The 17,048-nt window shown below is 60.6% G+C and carries 15 protein-coding genes; 12 read left to right on the top strand and 3 right to left on the bottom strand.

What is annotated here, in order from left to right; all coding sequences use genetic code 11:
* Window positions 1–240 precede the first annotated feature (240 nt).
* Window positions 241–516, bottom strand: a complete 276-nt coding sequence (locus DMR_RS25670) for a zinc finger domain-containing protein (RefSeq protein ID WP_148208521.1) — start codon at window positions 514–516, stop codon at window positions 241–243.
* Window positions 517–724: 208 nt separating this feature from the next.
* On the opposite strand from DMR_RS25670, the gene DMR_RS06580 reads away from it, so the two are divergent.
* From DMR_RS06580 to DMR_RS22760, 9 genes are all read left to right on the top strand, one after another.
* Window positions 725–1,663, top strand: coding sequence for an IS630 family transposase (locus tag DMR_RS06580; protein WP_015860123.1), 939 nt, complete (start codon window positions 725–727; stop codon window positions 1,661–1,663).
* Window positions 1,664–1,931: 268 nt separating this feature from the next.
* Window positions 1,932–4,196: a glycosyltransferase family 39 protein gene (locus DMR_RS23195; RefSeq protein WP_015860122.1), complete on the top strand. Its 2,265-nt coding sequence runs from the start codon at window positions 1,932–1,934 to the stop codon at window positions 4,194–4,196.
* A gap of 709 nt (window positions 4,197–4,905) precedes the next feature.
* The gene (locus tag DMR_RS06575) at window positions 4,906–5,148 is read left to right on the top strand and encodes a hypothetical protein (protein WP_015860121.1); all 243 of its coding nucleotides are present in this window, start codon (window positions 4,906–4,908) and stop codon (window positions 5,146–5,148) included.
* A 183-nt stretch (window positions 5,149–5,331) separates the two neighbouring features.
* The gene (locus DMR_RS06570; RefSeq protein WP_015860120.1) at window positions 5,332–7,446 is read left to right on the top strand and encodes a sensor histidine kinase; all 2,115 of its coding nucleotides are present in this window, start codon (window positions 5,332–5,334) and stop codon (window positions 7,444–7,446) included.
* Complete coding sequence (locus tag DMR_RS06565; protein WP_015860119.1) at window positions 7,418–8,074, top strand: response regulator; 657 nt, start codon at window positions 7,418–7,420, stop codon at window positions 8,072–8,074. The genes DMR_RS06570 and DMR_RS06565 overlap by 29 nt, the downstream gene beginning before the upstream one ends.
* 183 nt (window positions 8,075–8,257) lie before the next feature.
* Window positions 8,258–8,671, top strand: a complete 414-nt coding sequence (locus DMR_RS06560; protein ID WP_015860118.1) for a TadE/TadG family type IV pilus assembly protein — start codon at window positions 8,258–8,260, stop codon at window positions 8,669–8,671.
* On the top strand, window positions 8,668–9,069 hold the full coding sequence (locus tag DMR_RS06555) for a TadE/TadG family type IV pilus assembly protein (RefSeq protein WP_015860117.1): 402 nt from the start codon (window positions 8,668–8,670) through the stop codon (window positions 9,067–9,069). The genes DMR_RS06560 and DMR_RS06555 overlap by 4 nt, the downstream gene beginning before the upstream one ends.
* A gap of 10 nt (window positions 9,070–9,079) precedes the next feature.
* Window positions 9,080–10,255, top strand: coding sequence for a pilus assembly protein TadG-related protein (locus DMR_RS06550; RefSeq protein ID WP_015860116.1), 1,176 nt, complete (start codon window positions 9,080–9,082; stop codon window positions 10,253–10,255).
* Window positions 10,256–10,291: 36 nt separating this feature from the next.
* Window positions 10,292–10,729: a PilZ domain-containing protein gene (locus DMR_RS22760; protein ID WP_043600199.1), complete on the top strand. Its 438-nt coding sequence runs from the start codon at window positions 10,292–10,294 to the stop codon at window positions 10,727–10,729.
* Between the two features lie 156 nt (window positions 10,730–10,885).
* Here the strand turns inward: DMR_RS22760 and DMR_RS06540 are convergent, their stop codons facing one another.
* The gene (locus DMR_RS06540; RefSeq protein WP_015860115.1) at window positions 10,886–11,386 is read right to left on the bottom strand and encodes a C-GCAxxG-C-C family protein; all 501 of its coding nucleotides are present in this window, start codon (window positions 11,384–11,386) and stop codon (window positions 10,886–10,888) included.
* Window positions 11,387–11,521: 135 nt separating this feature from the next.
* Here DMR_RS06540 and DMR_RS06535 point away from each other — a divergent pair, with 135 nt between their 5' ends.
* From DMR_RS06535 to DMR_RS06525, 3 genes are all read left to right on the top strand, one after another.
* Entirely contained in the window at window positions 11,522–12,520 is a 999-nt protein-coding gene (locus DMR_RS06535) for a LysR family transcriptional regulator (RefSeq protein WP_232502886.1), read from the top strand.
* 311 nt (window positions 12,521–12,831) lie between these two features.
* The gene (locus DMR_RS06530; protein WP_015860113.1) at window positions 12,832–13,632 is read left to right on the top strand and encodes a L,D-transpeptidase family protein; all 801 of its coding nucleotides are present in this window, start codon (window positions 12,832–12,834) and stop codon (window positions 13,630–13,632) included.
* Window positions 13,633–13,803: 171 nt separating this feature from the next.
* The gene (locus DMR_RS06525; RefSeq protein ID WP_015860112.1) at window positions 13,804–15,363 is read left to right on the top strand and encodes an MFS transporter; all 1,560 of its coding nucleotides are present in this window, start codon (window positions 13,804–13,806) and stop codon (window positions 15,361–15,363) included.
* 115 nt (window positions 15,364–15,478) lie between these two features.
* Here the strand turns inward: DMR_RS06525 and DMR_RS06520 are convergent, their stop codons facing one another.
* Complete coding sequence (locus DMR_RS06520; RefSeq protein ID WP_015860111.1) at window positions 15,479–17,005, bottom strand: class I adenylate-forming enzyme family protein; 1,527 nt, start codon at window positions 17,003–17,005, stop codon at window positions 15,479–15,481.
* Window positions 17,006–17,048: the final 43 nt, after the last annotated feature.

The following is a 17,048-nucleotide window of genomic DNA, read 5'->3' as shown; positions in this document are numbered from 1 at the left end:
GTCACACGGCGGACGCACGTTGCCGTCACGCGGCCTCACGCTTGGGGTATGGTTGGACTGACAGGCGGAGGTGTTTGCGCCAGGGGTGCTTCAAAAAGAGCACATAGCGGAACTGCCGGAACTGGTGGCGTGTAGCCCGGCTGAGGTTCTCCCGGAGGAATTGGGCGCGGCCTCCTTGCTTGCGGTGCGCGGTCAGCATCAGGACATGGAACCAATCCCCATCCAGGTGCCAGAAGGTCGTCAGGTGACTGCCGCAGTACAAGAAGTTGCTGGCTTGGTAGACCACCCCCAACCCGCCGCAGCGTTCATCGGCGAAGCTCTGGCCTCAGGCCACGGTCGGACAGGCCCGGCGGATGATACGGTCTGGCCATTGGCGCGCTCCCTGGGGGAGGCTCCATGGCCTTCTGTGATGGGGCTCGCGGCCCTCACGTGGTTGATGGTGCGGCAGCGGGGGCATTTGATTTCGATGGTCCCGGTGCCTTTGGCCAGTAAACGTCCGCATTGTCCGCAACGTATCTCAATGCTTGCCTTTACAGGTTGAGCCGGAAGCGGTAGCCCTCTAACGCCCGCGCGGGCTGGAGCGCGGCTTCGGCCGTGGCGCGATGTTCACGCATCGCGTCGGTGGTGCGGTGGCCGCCGCCCTGCCGCTCCTCTTCTTATTCTCTCCTAATACTCAGAGCATAAAACATTTAACATTTTAGGCGACATTTGATAGATTTCTTGCATGGATTCCGGTGACGCAAGAAAACTGACTCCTTCGGCCCAGGACGCCATTCGGCGCAAAGCCGTGAAGGCTGTCGTCGAGGGAGGAATGAGCCAGACCATGGCCGCAGAGGTATTTAGAGCATCGCGTACCTCAGTGTGTCTGTGGGTCAAGGCCTACCGGCTTGGCGGCGAAGAGGGCCTTACAAGCAAGCCCAAGGGGCGACCAAAGGGTGGGAAACTCACATCAAAACAGATGGAGTCCATAAAAAAGTCCGTCCTGGGCAAGAATCCCGAGCAATTGCGCCTCCCAGGCTTGCTTTGGACCCGTGATCTGGTTGGATTTCTTACTGAGCGGCGTTTCGGAATCCGTTTGTCTCGTTGGACCGTGAGCCGGTACCTCAAGGATTGGGGACTGACACCTCAAAAACCGGCAAAACGCGCTCTGGAGCAGAATTCTGCCCAGGTAAAGCACTGGCTTGAGCACAAATACATCGCCATCCAGCAGCAGGCCAAGGCCGAAAAGGCCAAAATCTGGTGGGGCGACGAAACCGGACTCCGCTCGGATCATCAAGCAGGAACCACCTGGAGTCAAAAGGGTGTGACGCCAGTCGTCAAATGCTGCGGCAAACGCTTTGGATACAACGCGATCACCACCATCACCAACCAAGGAGACCTCAGTTTCATGGTGTTCGATGGTCGATTCACCGTGAAGATTTTCTTGGAATTCCTGACTCGGATGGTGAAGCAGCTGGAAGGGCGAAAAGTGTTCCTGATTGTGGAGCGGCATTCGGTTCACAAAGCAAAGAAGGTCCAAGAGTGGCTGGCCGAACATGAGGACAAAATCAGGCTGTTCTTTCTGCCGCCCTACAGCCCGGAATTGAATCCTGACGATCTTGCGAATCAGGACATCAAGCGCAATATTTTCGTGATGGAAAGGCCAAAGACAAGCCAGAGCTAATGGGCAAGCTGAGAGGCTTTCTGCGCAGTCGGCAGCGTCGTCCGCACAAGGTGAAGAAGTATTTTGAAGGGAAATACGTTGCCTATGCCAAGGCCGCATAGTTAAATTTTTTACGCTCTGAGCAATAAGTCGCAAATAGATCACTTGGATCGCCGCGATGCAGCTAGACTTTCAGTTCGCAGGTCTTAAACCCACCAGCTTCAGCTGGTGGGTGTTTAGTAAGATATTGTTTAGCTCAGATTTTTCAAATCTGTAGGAAGATTGGTTTATGAGCTCAAAGAATAGATTTTCGATAGTGTGTATTACATTTGTTGCGCTGGCATTGCGTGTGTATCATTTGGACAACTCGTCGCTGTGGTGGGATGAAATAATTGCAATAAATAGTTCTGGGTTCCCTGCTGAGTCTATATTGCAATGGACATTGTTTCATGAGGTCCATCCGCCGCTTTTTTATTTTTTATTAAAGGGCGCGTCGCTTTTCGGAAATTCAGAAATTGCATTTCGTAGTATTTCGGTCTTCGCAGGAATTGTTGGTGTTGTTTTGATGTTTTTTTTGGTCCGCCGTATGTTTGGCGTACGGATGGCTTTGTTGGCTGCTGTTGCCTTGTCTGTTTTTCCATATCATATATTATTATCAAGAACTCCTCGTCCATACGCATTGATGGTTGATTTTGAGATAATTTGCATGCTTTTTATTGTAAACTATATAAAAAGTGACAAAGTATTTTGGTTGGTTTTATTATCATTTGTAAATGGAATAATGTGCTTTATTCATTATCAGGGGTTTTTTATTGTAGGTGCGCAAGGTGTTTTTCTAGTGGTTTATCTGTTTATGCAGAGGAGGATGTCCTGGAAAGTTTTGGCGTGGTTCATTCTGTCGAGTGCACTATTCCTCATTCCGTCACTATTTTATATTGTAAAAATGCTTTTAGCAAAAGATCCGATGGTTATCCAGGCGACGTTTCGATGGTTTTTGGAAAAGTTTTGTAGCAATATGTATGTTTTTTTCATGGAACAGTGGGCTCTTATTATTGTTGCTGCATGTCTTTGTATATTTGGCTGTCTTATGTCGATGAAGATCGACAACACCCTATCGCTGTTGTTGTTGACGTTTGTGGTGGTGCCGGTGCTTATGATGATTTCTGTAAGGTACGGCCCTTTTTTTAATGCATGGCATTTGTTTTTCATAATTCCTATACTGTGCATCTTTGCTTCTGTAGGGTTTTCTTATTTGTTGCGTGACTTTAGTCCGGAATTTATTGCTTCTTCTTTGGCGATTTTGGTTGTTTTCGTATATAGTGACAAAATGTATGGCAAAAACGTCGAATTGGGTCCAAATATTATACCTATGTCATACAGAAAAGTAGCCACGTCTCTTGGAGAATACGGATTAAATAATAAGATTGTTGTTGTCCTTAATTCTGCGCCAAAAGTGGCGTTGAACTGGTACTTTCGAAATGCAATGAAAGATTGTTGCGGCGAGATTGGCAAGTTGACTGCTTCGGATTCTGCGGCAGTTATTAATGTAGTGTCTACATATGACTCTAGAGAAAGAAACTCGCCCATAATAAAAACAGCATTGGCTCAGCATCCTGTACTGATTACTGACACTATATCTTCTTATGAAGTGTCATTGCCTCGTCATCCATATGTAACTGTTCAGGGTTCCCCATATTTTCTAGATGTGCATGCTTCAGACGGGTCCATTTTTCAGTATGCTTATTCTTCTGAAGGCCTGACATTGGATGCTACCAGCGAGGGGAGGGCTGTACCAGTCTCTTTTGATGTCAAAGGTGTCCAGGAATATATTGTTGTTCCTGGCAAAGGTGTCCGTTTTGATTCAATAGTTTTTGCTTTTGATTATGTCAACCAGATGCCTGGTGGCATAATCAAGGTGTACATCGCAGAGAATGATGGCCCCTTTGTCCCGCTGAAAACTAGTGTCGGTCCTGATGTCGATAGTGGTTTTGCCTGCAAATTCATTTCGAATATTCCATTTGAAAAGCTGAGATTTAAAATTGTTATTGAACCTGTAGCCAAGCCATTAACATATTATGGCCCAGATGTATCCGTAATTGGTTTGCATAATATTCATTTTTCAGCATGGGAAAATGATAAATTAGGATGCCAAGAAAAGTATATCAGCCTGCTTCCTGTTTCGAAGATTGGCGGATCTACGATTAGTCAAGAGGTTATTGCCTTAGATAATGTAAAAAAGACTATGGAAAATGGTTTGGAAGTTTTTTCACCGCTCGACAGTGCAAAGGCGGGGGTTATTCGAATTGCCATGCCCAACCCAGGTCGGGATATTGGTTTTTTCCCACGGTCGTCAACCCCACAAAATCATATCAATATTATTCAAAATGGATCTACAATAGCTAATTTCTACGGAGGAGGCAGTGGCTGGTCTCCCATTGGGGGAAAAGTCTCTTTTATTCCGCTTCCAGAAAATTCAAAGAATATACTTTTGGACATTGTATTGCATGGGGCTGATGCGCAGGTTTGGGCAGCAGAGGGTATGTTCTTTTATTAAGATCCTTTTATTCTAGTCCTTCAACCGTTGATTGAATTGGTCGATATGGCGGATAATTTTAATGCATTTTACATATCGCGTGTTTAGTCTTCTGAGGTGGAGTTGTAGACGTAGATTTTGGTTCAAATTATTTATTGATGCCAATTCTCAGCGAGGCAAGCAAGCCAAGCATTGGTAACGTATTCCTTGAGAGAGCTGGAGACTTCAAAGATGGGAAAGCCTTGTTAAAGTGCAAAAACCAGTTATTCTATTGACAAGACAGGTTTTGCGTTGCCTGCCGAGGCCCACCACCCCAATATCCTCCCCAGGATCGACGCCAGCCCCACCCATAGCACTTTTCCCAGGCCGACCGACTGACTGCAGTGTGCGGGTGCTACCGACCTCGGCGCTCCCCATAGACAGCACCCTGGGCAAGCGGTACTGGGAATAGGTTCGCTTGTGGGGTGGAATTCTCCCGGCTCAAGCCAGGAATTGAGGCCAGCCAGTTCCCTGCGGGTATTCTGTAGGCCGCCTGGCGAGAGGTTGCTGTTCCTGCCCGCCAGGAAGGGACGTCTCTTGGTGCTTGGCGGCCTTCGGCTTGATGACCAAGCGCCATGACGCCGGCAGCGTGGCCGGCCGCTTCGACTTCGACGGCTACAAGGAAGGCGAAATGTCACAGCGTGGAAATGTCTAAAGATGTTCGCAACAAGATAGACTTAAAAGGAATTGCATGAAAATTGGCGATGCGAAGCGGGCAACCCTGGCGGACAAGATGGCCGAGGCAAAAGAGCTGTGCATGACCCGCCTTCGGGCCGTGCCACGCGAAAAAAGGGACGCCGTCGCCGACTCGATTCTCGCCCTTGCCGATCCCGAATGGTGGGACCGGCGACCAAAGGGCTCAGATGTTTTCCTGCTCATCCTGGAGTCGCGCAAGGCAAAGGCCATGAAGATCATCCAAGAGGCCACCAGATAGATCGAGAGGCCAAGCCCAAGGCCGCACATACTTATCCGACAAAGGGTCACCTCTGAAACTTCCCGGCGCAAGCCCGCTCTTGCCTTTTGCTCCCTCTCCGGCTACCAGCAAACTGGGGGGAACAGGCTGTTTGCAGAACGTCTGAGGGGGTCAGGTCAAACCGTCCTTGCCTGTTTTGTCGTCATGAGCCTTCGCAAAACCGCCGCTGTCATCGTCTGCGCCGTCTTTTTCGGCCTGCTGCTCCTGCTCTACGCCATGTTTCGGGGCAATATCCAGAGCGGCTTCGACGGCCTGGAACGTCAGGCCGTGACGGAGAATCTCCGTCGGGTCCAAAACGCCCTCAACCGCGACCTCAAAAACCTGGAAGGCATGGCGGCGGATTGGGGACTGTGGGACGACACCTACCACTACCTCCAGACCGGGGACGACGCCTATGTGGAGGCCAACCTCACGGCTCAAAGCTTCGGCGAATTGCGTCTCGACGTGCTGGCCCTTTATGACGCGTCCGGCCGGCTGCAGGCAGCCAGACAGTACGACGCCACCGAAGGCGTGTTGTTTGACGCCGCAAAACCGGTGTCGGCCATGACGGAAGCCGCGCCCGGGCTGCTGCGTCTCGACGCCTTTGAGGGACGCAAATCCGGACTCGCCTTTTACGAGGGACAACCCTGCCTCATCGTGGCCCAGACCGTGCTGACCAGCGCCCGACAAGGGCCCGCGGCCGGAACCCTCATCATGGCCCAGATGCTTGACGTCGCCAAGGTTGCCGCCATTGCGGAGCTGACACTCCTGGATGTGAAGCTGCTTCCCCTCACCAGCCAGGAGCTGCCTCCCGGCCTGACCGACGCCCTCGCCGCCGACCCGGACGGCGGCTACGCCATCCGGACTCCCGATGCCACCACGGTGAGCGGCTATGCCCTGCTGCGCGACATCGCGAGAGGACCGGCCCTGGTTCTGGCAGTCAGCATGCCCCGCAGTATCCACCAGCAAGGACGTTTGCTCGAACGGGCCATGGTCGGCAGCCTCACGACCATCGGCATCATGTTCGGTCTGGCCATGCTCTATTTCGTGGAGCGCTTCATCCTGTCGCGGGTGACGGGCCTGGGCCAGGAGATCGCCCAACTGGGCCAGGGCAGCCGTAAGCGGGTCACGCCCCTTGCCGGCAACGACGAGGTCTCGGCTCTTTCCCGGGCCGTCAACCTCATGCTGGACGAACTTGACGCCGCCCGAGCCCACTATGTGATGGCGACACGGGCAGCCAAGGTTGGAGTGTGGGAACTCCAGCCCGATGCGGGGCTGATTGTGGTCGATCCGGTCATCGCCGGCCTGCTCGGCTATGACAGCCCGGGACAGCCTGAGGCGCTGGCCTTGTGGCTGGACCGGCTTGCCCCCGAGGACCGGGACAGCCTCGTGCGCCCAGGGCAGCACCTGTTCGACAAGCCGACTTTTGAGCGGGAACTGCGCGTCGTGGCTGCCCAGGGCGGCGTTCTGTGCTTTTTGTGCCGGGGCCAGTTCGTGCCTGGGGCGGACGGCTCGCCGTCCCGACTAGTGGCCACGGCGGTGGACATCACCGAACTCAAGCAGGCCGCCGAAAGCATCCGGGCTCTGTCAGGCCGGCTCATGCAGGCCCAGGAATCGGAGAGGGCGAGCATCGCCCGGGATCTGCACGACAACGTGGCCCAGGACCTGTCCTCGCTCAAGATCGCCTATGAAACCCTTCTCGACGGCCTGGCCGACGTCGACGCGGCCCTGCGCCAACGCCTGGAAGCCGCCTCCGGGCTTTTGGCCCGCACCATCGCCTCGGTGCGCGAACTGGCCTACGGCCTGCGGCCGCCCAACCTGGAGCACCTGGGCCTTGACCAGGCCCTGCGGCGACTGAGCCAGGAAATGGGCCAGGCCTCGGGGCTGGCCGTCTCCTATGCCGGGGTTGGCCTGGAGGGACTGGACGTCGATGCCGATGTGGCCATAAACCTCTTTCGCATCGCCCAGGAAGCCTTGGCCAACGTCCGCAAACACGCCGGGGCCAGCCGCGTCGAGATGCGCCTGATCGAGTCCTATCCCAAGCTGATCCTGCGGATTCGCGACGACGGCCGGGGCTTCGACGCCGTCCGGGAACATGGTGACTGCCCGGGCGAGGCCAGCCGGCCCTGTATGGGGTTGATCAACATGCGGGAGCGCGCCGGGCTTTTTGGCGGCAGCCTGCGCGTCATTTCGTCCCCGGGACACGGCACGACCGTGGTGGCGGAAGTCCCTTACGCCGGAGAAGTGAGCCATGCCCAGCAAACGCCTGCTCATCGTTGACGACCATCCGCTGTTTCGTGAAGGCCTCAAGGCCATCCTGCGCCGGGACCCATCTTATGCCGTAGCCGGCGAAGCCGGCAGTTACGCCGAGGCCCTGCGCACGGCCAAGGACTGCCGCCCCGACCTGGCCGTGTTGGACATCTCCCTGCCCGATCGTTCCGGCATCCAACTCGCCCGGGAGCTCCGCCAGATGCTCCCGAGCCTTGGCATCCTCATGGTGAGCATGCACGCCAAGGTGGATTACGTGGCCGAGGCCCTGAAAGTCGGAGCCCTGGGCTATCTGACCAAGGACGCCGCCACCGACAACCTGCTGTCGGGCCTGCGCGCCGTGGCCGCCGGCCAGCCCTGGCTCGATCCAACCTTGTCCGTGGAAATCTCCCGCTCGCTTTTGGCCAAAACTCCCCGGGCCGAGGAGGAATCCCATTCGGCCTACGACTCGCTGACCCCCCGCGAGCGCGAAGTGATGCGGCTGGTGGTGGAGGGCCTTTCCAACAAGGAAGTGGCCGCAGCCCTGGAGATCAGCGTCAAGACCGCCGAGCATCACCGGGGCAGCCTCATGCGCAAGCTTGGCATGCAGAATTCCGTGGAGTTGGTCCGTTACGCCACAAAGCTCGGGTTGATCGATTAAGTCGTCAAAAAGGGGAATGCCCCGTTCGTATCCTAGGCCCCGGCCGCCCGAGCAGACGACGGCATAGGGGTTTTCCCCCATGGCCTGCGGAATCAATCCCATCGACCCTCTCCCTCCTTAGCGTTACTTGGGAACTGGACAGAAGGCCGGCCCCCGCCTGCCATCCAAACACCAGGAACGCCCATGCCCGTCCCCACCTCATCTCCAGACCAACGCGGAGCCAGCGCCGTGGAAATGGCGCTCATTTTGCCCCTGCTGCTGACCGTGGTTTTCGCCATCATTGATTACAGCCGGTTTTTCTTCCTCCGCTCCACGGTCACGGCCGCCGTGGCCGACGCGACGCGTCTGGCCGTCCTGCCCGGAACCACCGACGCCATGATCGCCGCCGCGATCAGCCAAGCCCTGCTCGACCCCATCAATCAGGCCGATGGACAAACACCCAACGTCAGCGTGACCCCGTCCCAGCGCAGCGCCGGCCAGCCGGTGACCGTGACGGCCAGCCTCCCCTTCAGCCCGCTCATTTTGCCCCAATTCCTGGGAATGTCGCTGTTTCCCCAAAACATCAACGCTGCCGCGACAATGGTGGTGGAACCATGAACACGCCGCAACCCAGTGCCCGGATCGACCGGCAAGACGGTTCGATCAGTGTGGAATTCGCCTTGATGCTCGTCTTGTTCTTCATGCCGCTGCTGATCGGCATCGTCGATTTCGGCCAGATCCTGCATGCTCAGAGCGTGGTCACAAGAGCCGCCAGGGAAGGCGTGGTGGCGGCAGCCAGGAATCAGGACATTCCCACGGCCGTGGACGCCTACATCCAAAACGCCGGCTACGACACCAGCCTGGCCCATATCGCCACGGCCGGGTCCCGGGTTGCCGGCGAGCCGGTCATGGTCACGGTGCGTTACGACACCTCGGCCATGGTCATCATCCCCTGGCAAGGCATCAGCCCCAACATGACCCAGGTCGTGGCCACGGCCACGGCCCAACAATTCTAAGGGGGCCGTCATGCCCGACCATCAAGTTCCTGCCGCGCGCCTGGCCGAGAGCGGTTCTGTTGTGGTCTTCTCCGCTCTGATCATGATCGTTCTGGCCGGTCTGGCCACCCTGGCCGTGGACTACGGCTTTTTACAATATAAACGCAGCCAATTGCAGACGGCGGCCGATGCCGCCGCCCTGGCCGGCGCGGCCGATCTGTTGCGCAACGGCGACGATTTCGACGCGGTCCGCGCCACGGCCGTGGATTTCGGTCAGCGCAACCTGGGTGAGCAGGACACGGTCGCCAGCGCCGTGACCACCGGCGACGTGGAACTGCTCAAGGGCGAAACCCCGGCCGCCGGAGCCACCCCGGACACCGTCCGGGTGACCGCCGGACGCACCGCCCAGCGCGGCAACCCCGTGGACATGTTCCTTGGCCCCGTGCTCGGCTGGAACACCCAGGATCTGACCGCCACGGCCAGCGCCTCGCTTTTCTGCTCGGACCAGACCAAGTGCCTCAAGCCCTTCTCGCCGCCGGCCAAATTCACCTGGGACGACAGCTGCGATACGAACAAGAAGTTTAAGAACAACGACGCATTCGATCCCGGCAGCAGTTGCGAGTTGTCCTCGGTCAACGTCCTTGGCTACGATGCCGGCGACCTTGGCACACCCATCGTGCTCAAGCTCAGCGACAGCCACGACACCGTGGTTCCCGGCCACTTCCAGGCCGTGGACTATCCTCCGGCCAACACCGGTAACCCCGAATCCGGCGCCGCCGTCTATCGCCTTAACATCGCCGGCTGCACCGCCTCCAACAACACCGTGGTCCGCGAGGGCGACGAGCTGGTCATCGAACCCGGCAACATGGTCGGCCCCACCAACCAAGGGCTAGCCGACCTGATCGCCACGGACCCGGGCGCATCCTGGGACAGCGCCACCAATTCCATCACCGGCAGCGCCTACGCCGATCCCATGAAGAGTCCCCGGGTCGCGCTCATTCCGTTCTATGACCCTTCCCGGCCGCAGAACTCCGGCCGTAATTCCATCTACGTCTATCAACTGGGGGCGGTTTTCATCGAAAACACCAACGCCAAGGGTGAAGTGGTCGGCCGTTTCATGCGCGGCATGGCCGTCGAGCCGAAGCGTACGACAGGGGCCTGCGACACGGCATCCGTGTCCCTCTACAGCGTGGGGCTGGTCAAGTAAGCCCCACGCTGTGCGAAGAACCAATGCGTTGTTCTCATGCCCCTTGTCGAACTCAAGAAATGCCCACAATGCGGCACCACGGCATGGCACGAACTCGTCGACTACGGTCCGCCGACGCCATGCTACTGGCGTTGCCGGACCTGTGGCGAACGCCGGTCCGCCAGACGCATCCACCTCAGCCAGGAACATGCCCTGCACCGGGGCTCTGTGCAAAAACCGACAAGCGCCACCCAAGTCCAGATTCTCGACCTCAGCGTCCTGGGAGCCCGGCTGCGCCTGACCGGGGAAGAGGACTTCCCCGTTGAACCAAAGGACAGGCTGTTGTTCAATGCCAAACTGCAGCCTGTGGGACCGCTGGGCGTTTTTCACCAAGCGACAGTGCGCTGGGTGAAGGGCGACGAATTCGGCATAGCCTTCCAAAAGCCCTTGTACGCCAGTGCTGCCGATTTCTTATGCATGCTTAAAGGGTGTTGATCCTGAGTTTTCCCACCGACCCCCTGTTTTATCCAATCGAAACACAGTGTATCCAGACAAACCGTCTGCATGCTCACCCTGCTCCGATTTTGTGCACCATTTCGAAGTTATTACGACAAAAAGGCTTGATGGCGGGCCTGGACGACCACCCAAGGGCTACCCGCAACAGCTTCCGGTCGTGGCTTGTCCCGCCGGCCGCACGGTGCAGCCGCAGGCCACGGACGGCGCCTTGACGGAGTCAGGGTTGCGCAGCGCCTCGTGGAAAAGGCCTGCGGTCACGGCCGACAAGGCCACGCACTTGTCCATGTCTTCCTGAGGCCCCAACCGGGCCAGCAAGGCGGAACAGGACGTGCACCCGTGAAGGGCCTTGAAGCGGTTACGGACACCGGCCGCGAGGCTGGCCAGCCCGTCCCACTGCACGCTTCCCCGGTCGCGCCCCTGAAGATAGCCCAGGGCGATGAGGCCACCCGAAAGCGCCCCGCACAGTTCTTCCTTGCTGCGCCCCACGCCCGCGCCAAAAGCCGTGCCCAGTCGCGTGGCCTCGGCGCAATCCATGACTCCTTGTCCGGCCAGGACAGCCGTCAACACCGCTTCCGCGCAGTTCAGTCCGCTCTCAAACAACGCCTGGGCTCTTTGCTCCACTTCTCGAGTTTCCATGACTTTCGCCCTCCGTTTGCGGCCTGCCGGCACGGGGCCGGCGGCGTGGTTGCTTCGATCTTTATTTCTGCTTAATCATGGCTTTCGATCGAATCCAGCGAATATATCCGAAGGGGTTGATCGGAAAATCCGAACATGCCCCATCCAGGAGCGCTCATGGAACTGCGTGATCTCCGGACGTTCGTGGCCGTGGCCCGCCACCTCAGCTTTCACCGGGCGGCCCAGGAAGTGCATGCGGCCCAATCCACGATTTCCACGCGAATCGCCTCTCTGGAGGACGAATTGCAGGCCCGCCTCTTCGAACGCCTCGGCCGGCGCGTGGTGCTCACCGAAGCCGGGAAACGCCTGCAGCACATGGCCATCAAGCTCCTGGACCTGGAAGACGAGGCCAGGGCCTGGGTGGCCGGGGCGTCACAGGCGCGGGGCATGCTCACCATCCGCGTGCCCGAGTCGCTTTGCGCCTGGCGGATGGGACGGGCCATCCGCCAGTACCGCGAGACCTATCCCCATGTGCAGCTGCGCTTCATCTCCTGCACCGTCGAGGGGTTGGAGGACGATTTGCGCCAGGGCGTCACTGATCTCGCTTTTCTCATGGCGGACAGCGTTCGGGCCGGCGATCTCCTGGTGGAGGCCCTTGGCGTGGAGGAACTGGTTCTGGTGGCCGCGCCGACGCATCGGCTGGCGCAAAGGGGGGAGCCCTTCGGTCTGGACGCCCTGTCTGGAGAGACCTTGTTGCTTTGCACGGCCGACTGCGCCTACCGCAGGCTCTTTGAGGCCATGCTGGCCCAGGCCGAGGTGGAAACCGGGGCTTGCCTGGAATTTTCCAGCGCGGCCTCGATGCGGGGATGTCTGCGAAACGGGACAGGGGTGAGCATCCTGCCGACTTCGGCCGTCCAGGAAGACCTCGCCGCCGGCAACCTGGCCGTTCTTCCCTTGGACCTTCCCACCTTTGAAGTGGCCCTCCTGATGTTGCACCATAAGAACAAATGGATCTCGCCCCAGCTCGCGGCATTCATGGCCTTGATGCGCGAGGAACTGGCGACGCCGTCTTCGGCCTCGGCCGCAAGGCAACGGCTTGATCAACAGATGCCAACAACCCTTAACGTCAAAGATACACCATGTTGCAGCAAATAATGGCCTGCGAAAGTGCATTGCATCGGCGCAGGCTCCCCCTTTTTGAGACTGCTGCACAGTTCTTTGCCGTATCCGAGTTTCTTTTTTCTGGGCATGTTCCCTAACAAGCGACCCGCCCGGAAGACAGGCCGCTCATGCCTCGGTTGTTGGGGCAGGGCGGCACGCCGGACCTGGCCCCCAGCGTCCACCATGGCCGAGGCTCTCCAGCCAATAGCCGTCAACGCCCCTTCCCGGCTTGGAAATATCCGGCTATACCGGCGCGGTCGCCCAACAATGCACCCCTGACGCCGGCCGGGGAGAGAGAGCTAGACATGAGACACTTTACCGCGTTGTCGCTTCTTATGGTCCTTGTCCTGGGCCTGGGCCTGGAGTGCCAGGCCGCCAGCACCTCTCCGGCGCAAACCGATGCGGCCATGAGGCCGGCGTCCCCTGTGGCGGGAGCCGGCCAGATGGTGCTGGTGGTGGCCGAGGACTGGAACACGACCCAAGCCCGGCTGCGGCGGTTCGAACGCTCCAGCCCCAATGGCCCGTGGCGTCCTGTGGGCGACGCCGTGCCCGTGAGCCTGGGGCGAAGCGGCCTGGCCTGGGGCCGGGGACTGCACGGTGAGGGTCTCTCCGCCGCGCCGGTCAAGGCCGAAGGGGACGGGCGCGCGCCGGCCGGCGTTTTTCGCCTGCCGCGCGCCTTTATCGGCCCCAGCGAATCCAGCGGCGCGTCGCCCCACTTCCCCGTGCATCAGGTCACCGCGCAAACCGTTTGCGTGGATGGCGTTGCGTCAAAGCATTACAATCAGCTGTTCGAGGAAAACACCGTCGCCAAGGACTGGGACAGCGAGGAGCGGATGCTGCGGCCCGACGGCCTGTACCGTTTAGGACTGTTCGTGGATCACAATGCCCCAAGCGCCCAGCCGGGAGCCGGTTCGTGCATCTTCCTGCATTTGTGGCGGGGTCCCGGCGCGCCCACGGCGGGCTGCACGGCCATGGCCGAACCGGACATGCTCGCCGTGTTGGGCTGGCTCGACGCCGCGAAAAACCCGGTACTGGTGCAATTGCCGCGCGAGGAACTGGTCCGGCTGGCCCCGGCCTGGGGCGCGCCGGAACTTGCCGCCAAATAAGTTCGCCAAGGACGCGGGAAAACTCTCGCCATTGACGGAGCACAGCCTCGCCGCCTTCTCCCGTCGCGACGCCTCGGAACAAATCCGCCGATATTGCCGCTGGGCCGAGGCTCTGTTACCAAGCGGCATGCTCCAAGCGCCCTGTCGCCGCCGGCCCTGTCCGGCCTGTCCGTGATCGCCCCGCCTAGGCCGCTGGGGCTGACGGCCCGGGAGTGGCTCGTTTGCGCCGTGGCCGCCTGGGGCTTTCTCTTTGACAGCTACGAACTGCTGATGCTGCCGCTCATCGTGCGGCCGGCGCTTATGGAACTGGGCGGCATCCGCCCCAGCACGCCGGAATTCACCTTCTGGTTCGGGATGCTCTTCTATGTCCCGGCCGTGGCCGGCGGCGCGTTCGGCCTGCTTGGCGGCTGGCTCGCCGACCGTTTCGGGCGGCAACGCCTGCTGACGGCCAGCATCGTGCTGTACGCGGTCTCCTCCTTCCTGTCCGGATTCGCCACGTCCCTGACCATGTTGCTCGTCCTGCGCTGTCTCGTGTTCATTGGCGTGTGCGTGGAATTCGTGGCGGCCATTGCCTGGCTGGCCGAATTTTTTCCCGAACCACGCCGGCGGGAAGCCGTATTGGGAACGACCCAGGCTTTTTCCTCGGTCGGCGGTCTGCTGGTGGCCGTGGTCGGCGGCCTGGCCTCCGCCTTGGCCGGCGGACGCCCCGTCACGCTGCTGGGCTGGCTCGCCTTGCCGCCGATGCCCGCGCCATCCATCGCCCTGCCCGAGGTGTTGTCGTTTCTCGGGCACATCGACAATCCCCAAGCCGACTGGCGCTACACGCTCATGTCCGGCCTGCTGCCGGCCCTGCCGCTGCTGCTGGTGCGGCCGTTTTTGCCGGAATCCCCGCCTTGGCTGGCCAAGCGCCGGGCCGGCCAGTTGGGCCGGCCAAGCCTGGGCGCCTTGTTCTCCCCGGAGCTGCGGCGCACCACCTGTCTTGTCACCGCCATGTTCACCCTGAGCTTCGCCGCCGCCTTTGGGGCCATCCAACAAGCCCCACAGATCGTGCCGGGCCTGCCCGAGACCCGGGCCGCCGTGGCCGAAGCCCTGGACAAACGCCTGCCCGAAGAGAAACAGGCGGCGTTGCGTGCCCAGTGGACGCAGGAAGGACGTTCGGAAAATGAAATCAAACAGCGCCTAGACGCCGAGCGCCGCCGGATCGCCGGCCCGGTAGAACAGGGATTCGCGGCGCGGGCGACCACGTTTCAGGAATTTGGAGGGATTGCCGGCCGCTGCGCCCTGGCCGTGCTGGCGGTGTGGATTGTCAGCCGCAGGAAGCTGCTGCGATTTTTCCTGATTCCGGCGACGGTTATATTGCCGGTGACCTTCGCCTGGGCCGGGACCACAAGCCTGCCCGCCTTTGAACGCGGCCTCTTCCTGGCGGGATTCGTGATCATCGGCCAGTTCAGTTTCTGGGGAAACTACCTCCCCCGCGCCTATCCGCTGCATTTGCGGGGCACGGGCGAGAGTTTTTCGGCCAACGTCGGCGGCCGGATGCTCGGATCGTGTTTCGCCGCTCTGACCCAATGGTTGGCCGCCGCCCTGCCCATCGCCGCCGCCCACCCCGCCCGGGTGGCTTACGCCGCCGCCGGGGTCGCTTTTCTGGTCACCCTGGCCAATCTGCTCGCCTCGCGCTTTCTGCCCGAACCCGCCTCGCAAGCCCTGCCCGAAGACGCGCCGCCCTCGTAAGGACGCGGCAGCCGCCCACTTGGCAAGGTCCGGGACGTTTCGGAGCCAACCGGCCAAGCGCCGCACCAGCCGCCCTGTTCGGCCAGCTCCGGGAGCGCCCGGGGCCGGAGCTTGCTCAGTCGTTCCCGCTCACCCGGCCAAGATGTTCCAGGGCCATGGCCCGCAGCTTTTGCCGGTCGGTCTTGTCCCGAGGCGTCACCGGCCACTGCATCACGGCCAGGCAGGCCACGGGCACGGACACGGCTTCCACCCGCTGCGCGAGGTAGGCGATAAGCGCTTCGCCGCCGGGATCGGGGCCGGTCGTTCGATAGAACGCCACGGGGACTTGCCCGGCCTCGGCATCGGCCACCCCCACCACCACGGCCTCGGCCACGCCGGGATGCCCGGCCAGGACGTCGGCCACCAGGGCGGCGGCCACCTGGGCGGCATGGCGCACGATGACGTCTTCGCCACGGCCGATATACCAGTAGTCGCCCTGGGCGTCGCGGCGCAGGAGATCACCGGTGTCGTACCAGCCGGTCCCGATGGCCCGGTGCGTGGCCAGGGTGTCGTTGAAATAGCCGACCATCATGTTCGCTGAGGCGACGAGAAGGCGGCCGGGACTGCCTTGGGCGACGTCGCGCCCGGCGTCGTCCACAAGCCGCATGACCACGTCGCCCACGGGCTGGCCGATGCAGCCGGGCTTGTCCGTTTCACTTGGCGCGACCACGGCCACCAAGCCGGTTTCGGTGAGGCCGTAGAGATTGCATAACGGCCGTCCGGCAATGCGCCGGGCCGCTTCGTACAGGGCCGGTCCCGGCGCGTCGCCGCCGCTTATCCAAAACCGCAGCCGTGAGTGGTCCGCCCGGGCGGCGGCCGGATCGGCAAAAATCTTACGGGCGTAACTGGGCATCAGCAGGCAATATCCCGGTCGATGCTCCCCGTAGAGACGCCAGAACGCGGCCGGGTCCGGACTGTCGGCCAGCACGACGGTTCCACCCAGGCGCAGCATGGCCAGGACCTGGAACACCAGGACCACCGGCCGCCAGGCTTGAAAGACGGCCAGGGTCGTGTCCTGGGCCGTGATGTCCAGAGCCTGGATAAAGGCGTCCACGCGGCGCGCCAACCGCTCCTGGCTGTGAGCCACGGCCTTGGGCCGGCCGGTGGAGCCGGAGGTGTACACGAGCAGGCAGATCGGGTCGGGCACGCCGCTTCGGGGCGGCGGGGCAACGTCGGCCTGGGCGCGAAAGGCGTCGTAGGCGATGGTTCCGGGCTCGGGCGGCCCCAGGCAGATCGTCACGGCCACCCCCTGCCGCGCCTTTGCCGGGACGGCGGCGGCCATCTCGGCGGCCAGGACCAGCCCCCTGGCCCCTGTTTGCTTGAGTATCTCGGTCTGCCGGGCCGGCGGCGCGTCCGGCGCAAGCGGCACAAGGACCAGCTCGGCCCGGCAGGCGGCCAGGATGACGGCCACAAGCTCGATGGAATTCGGGAGCAGCACGGCCAGCCGGTCGCCCGGGACCAGACCAAGGCTGGAAAGCCAGGCGGCCAGCCGGCCCGCATCTTCCGCCAGCTGGGCATAGGTGACGCGGCCCGCCCCGCAACAAAGGGCCACGGCCTCGGGCCGCCGCGCCGCCGTGGCGGCCACCAGGCGATACAGGGGCATGGAACGCTCCTTGGCATGTTCCCATGCCTTTGGACCGTCGTCT

Source organism: Solidesulfovibrio magneticus RS-1, from assembly GCF_000010665.1.
Lineage (GTDB): Bacteria > Desulfobacterota > Desulfovibrionia > Desulfovibrionales > Desulfovibrionaceae > Solidesulfovibrio > Solidesulfovibrio magneticus.
Note: the sequence above shows the minus strand (reverse complement) of the source record. Positions and strands in the feature narration are given on the sequence as shown.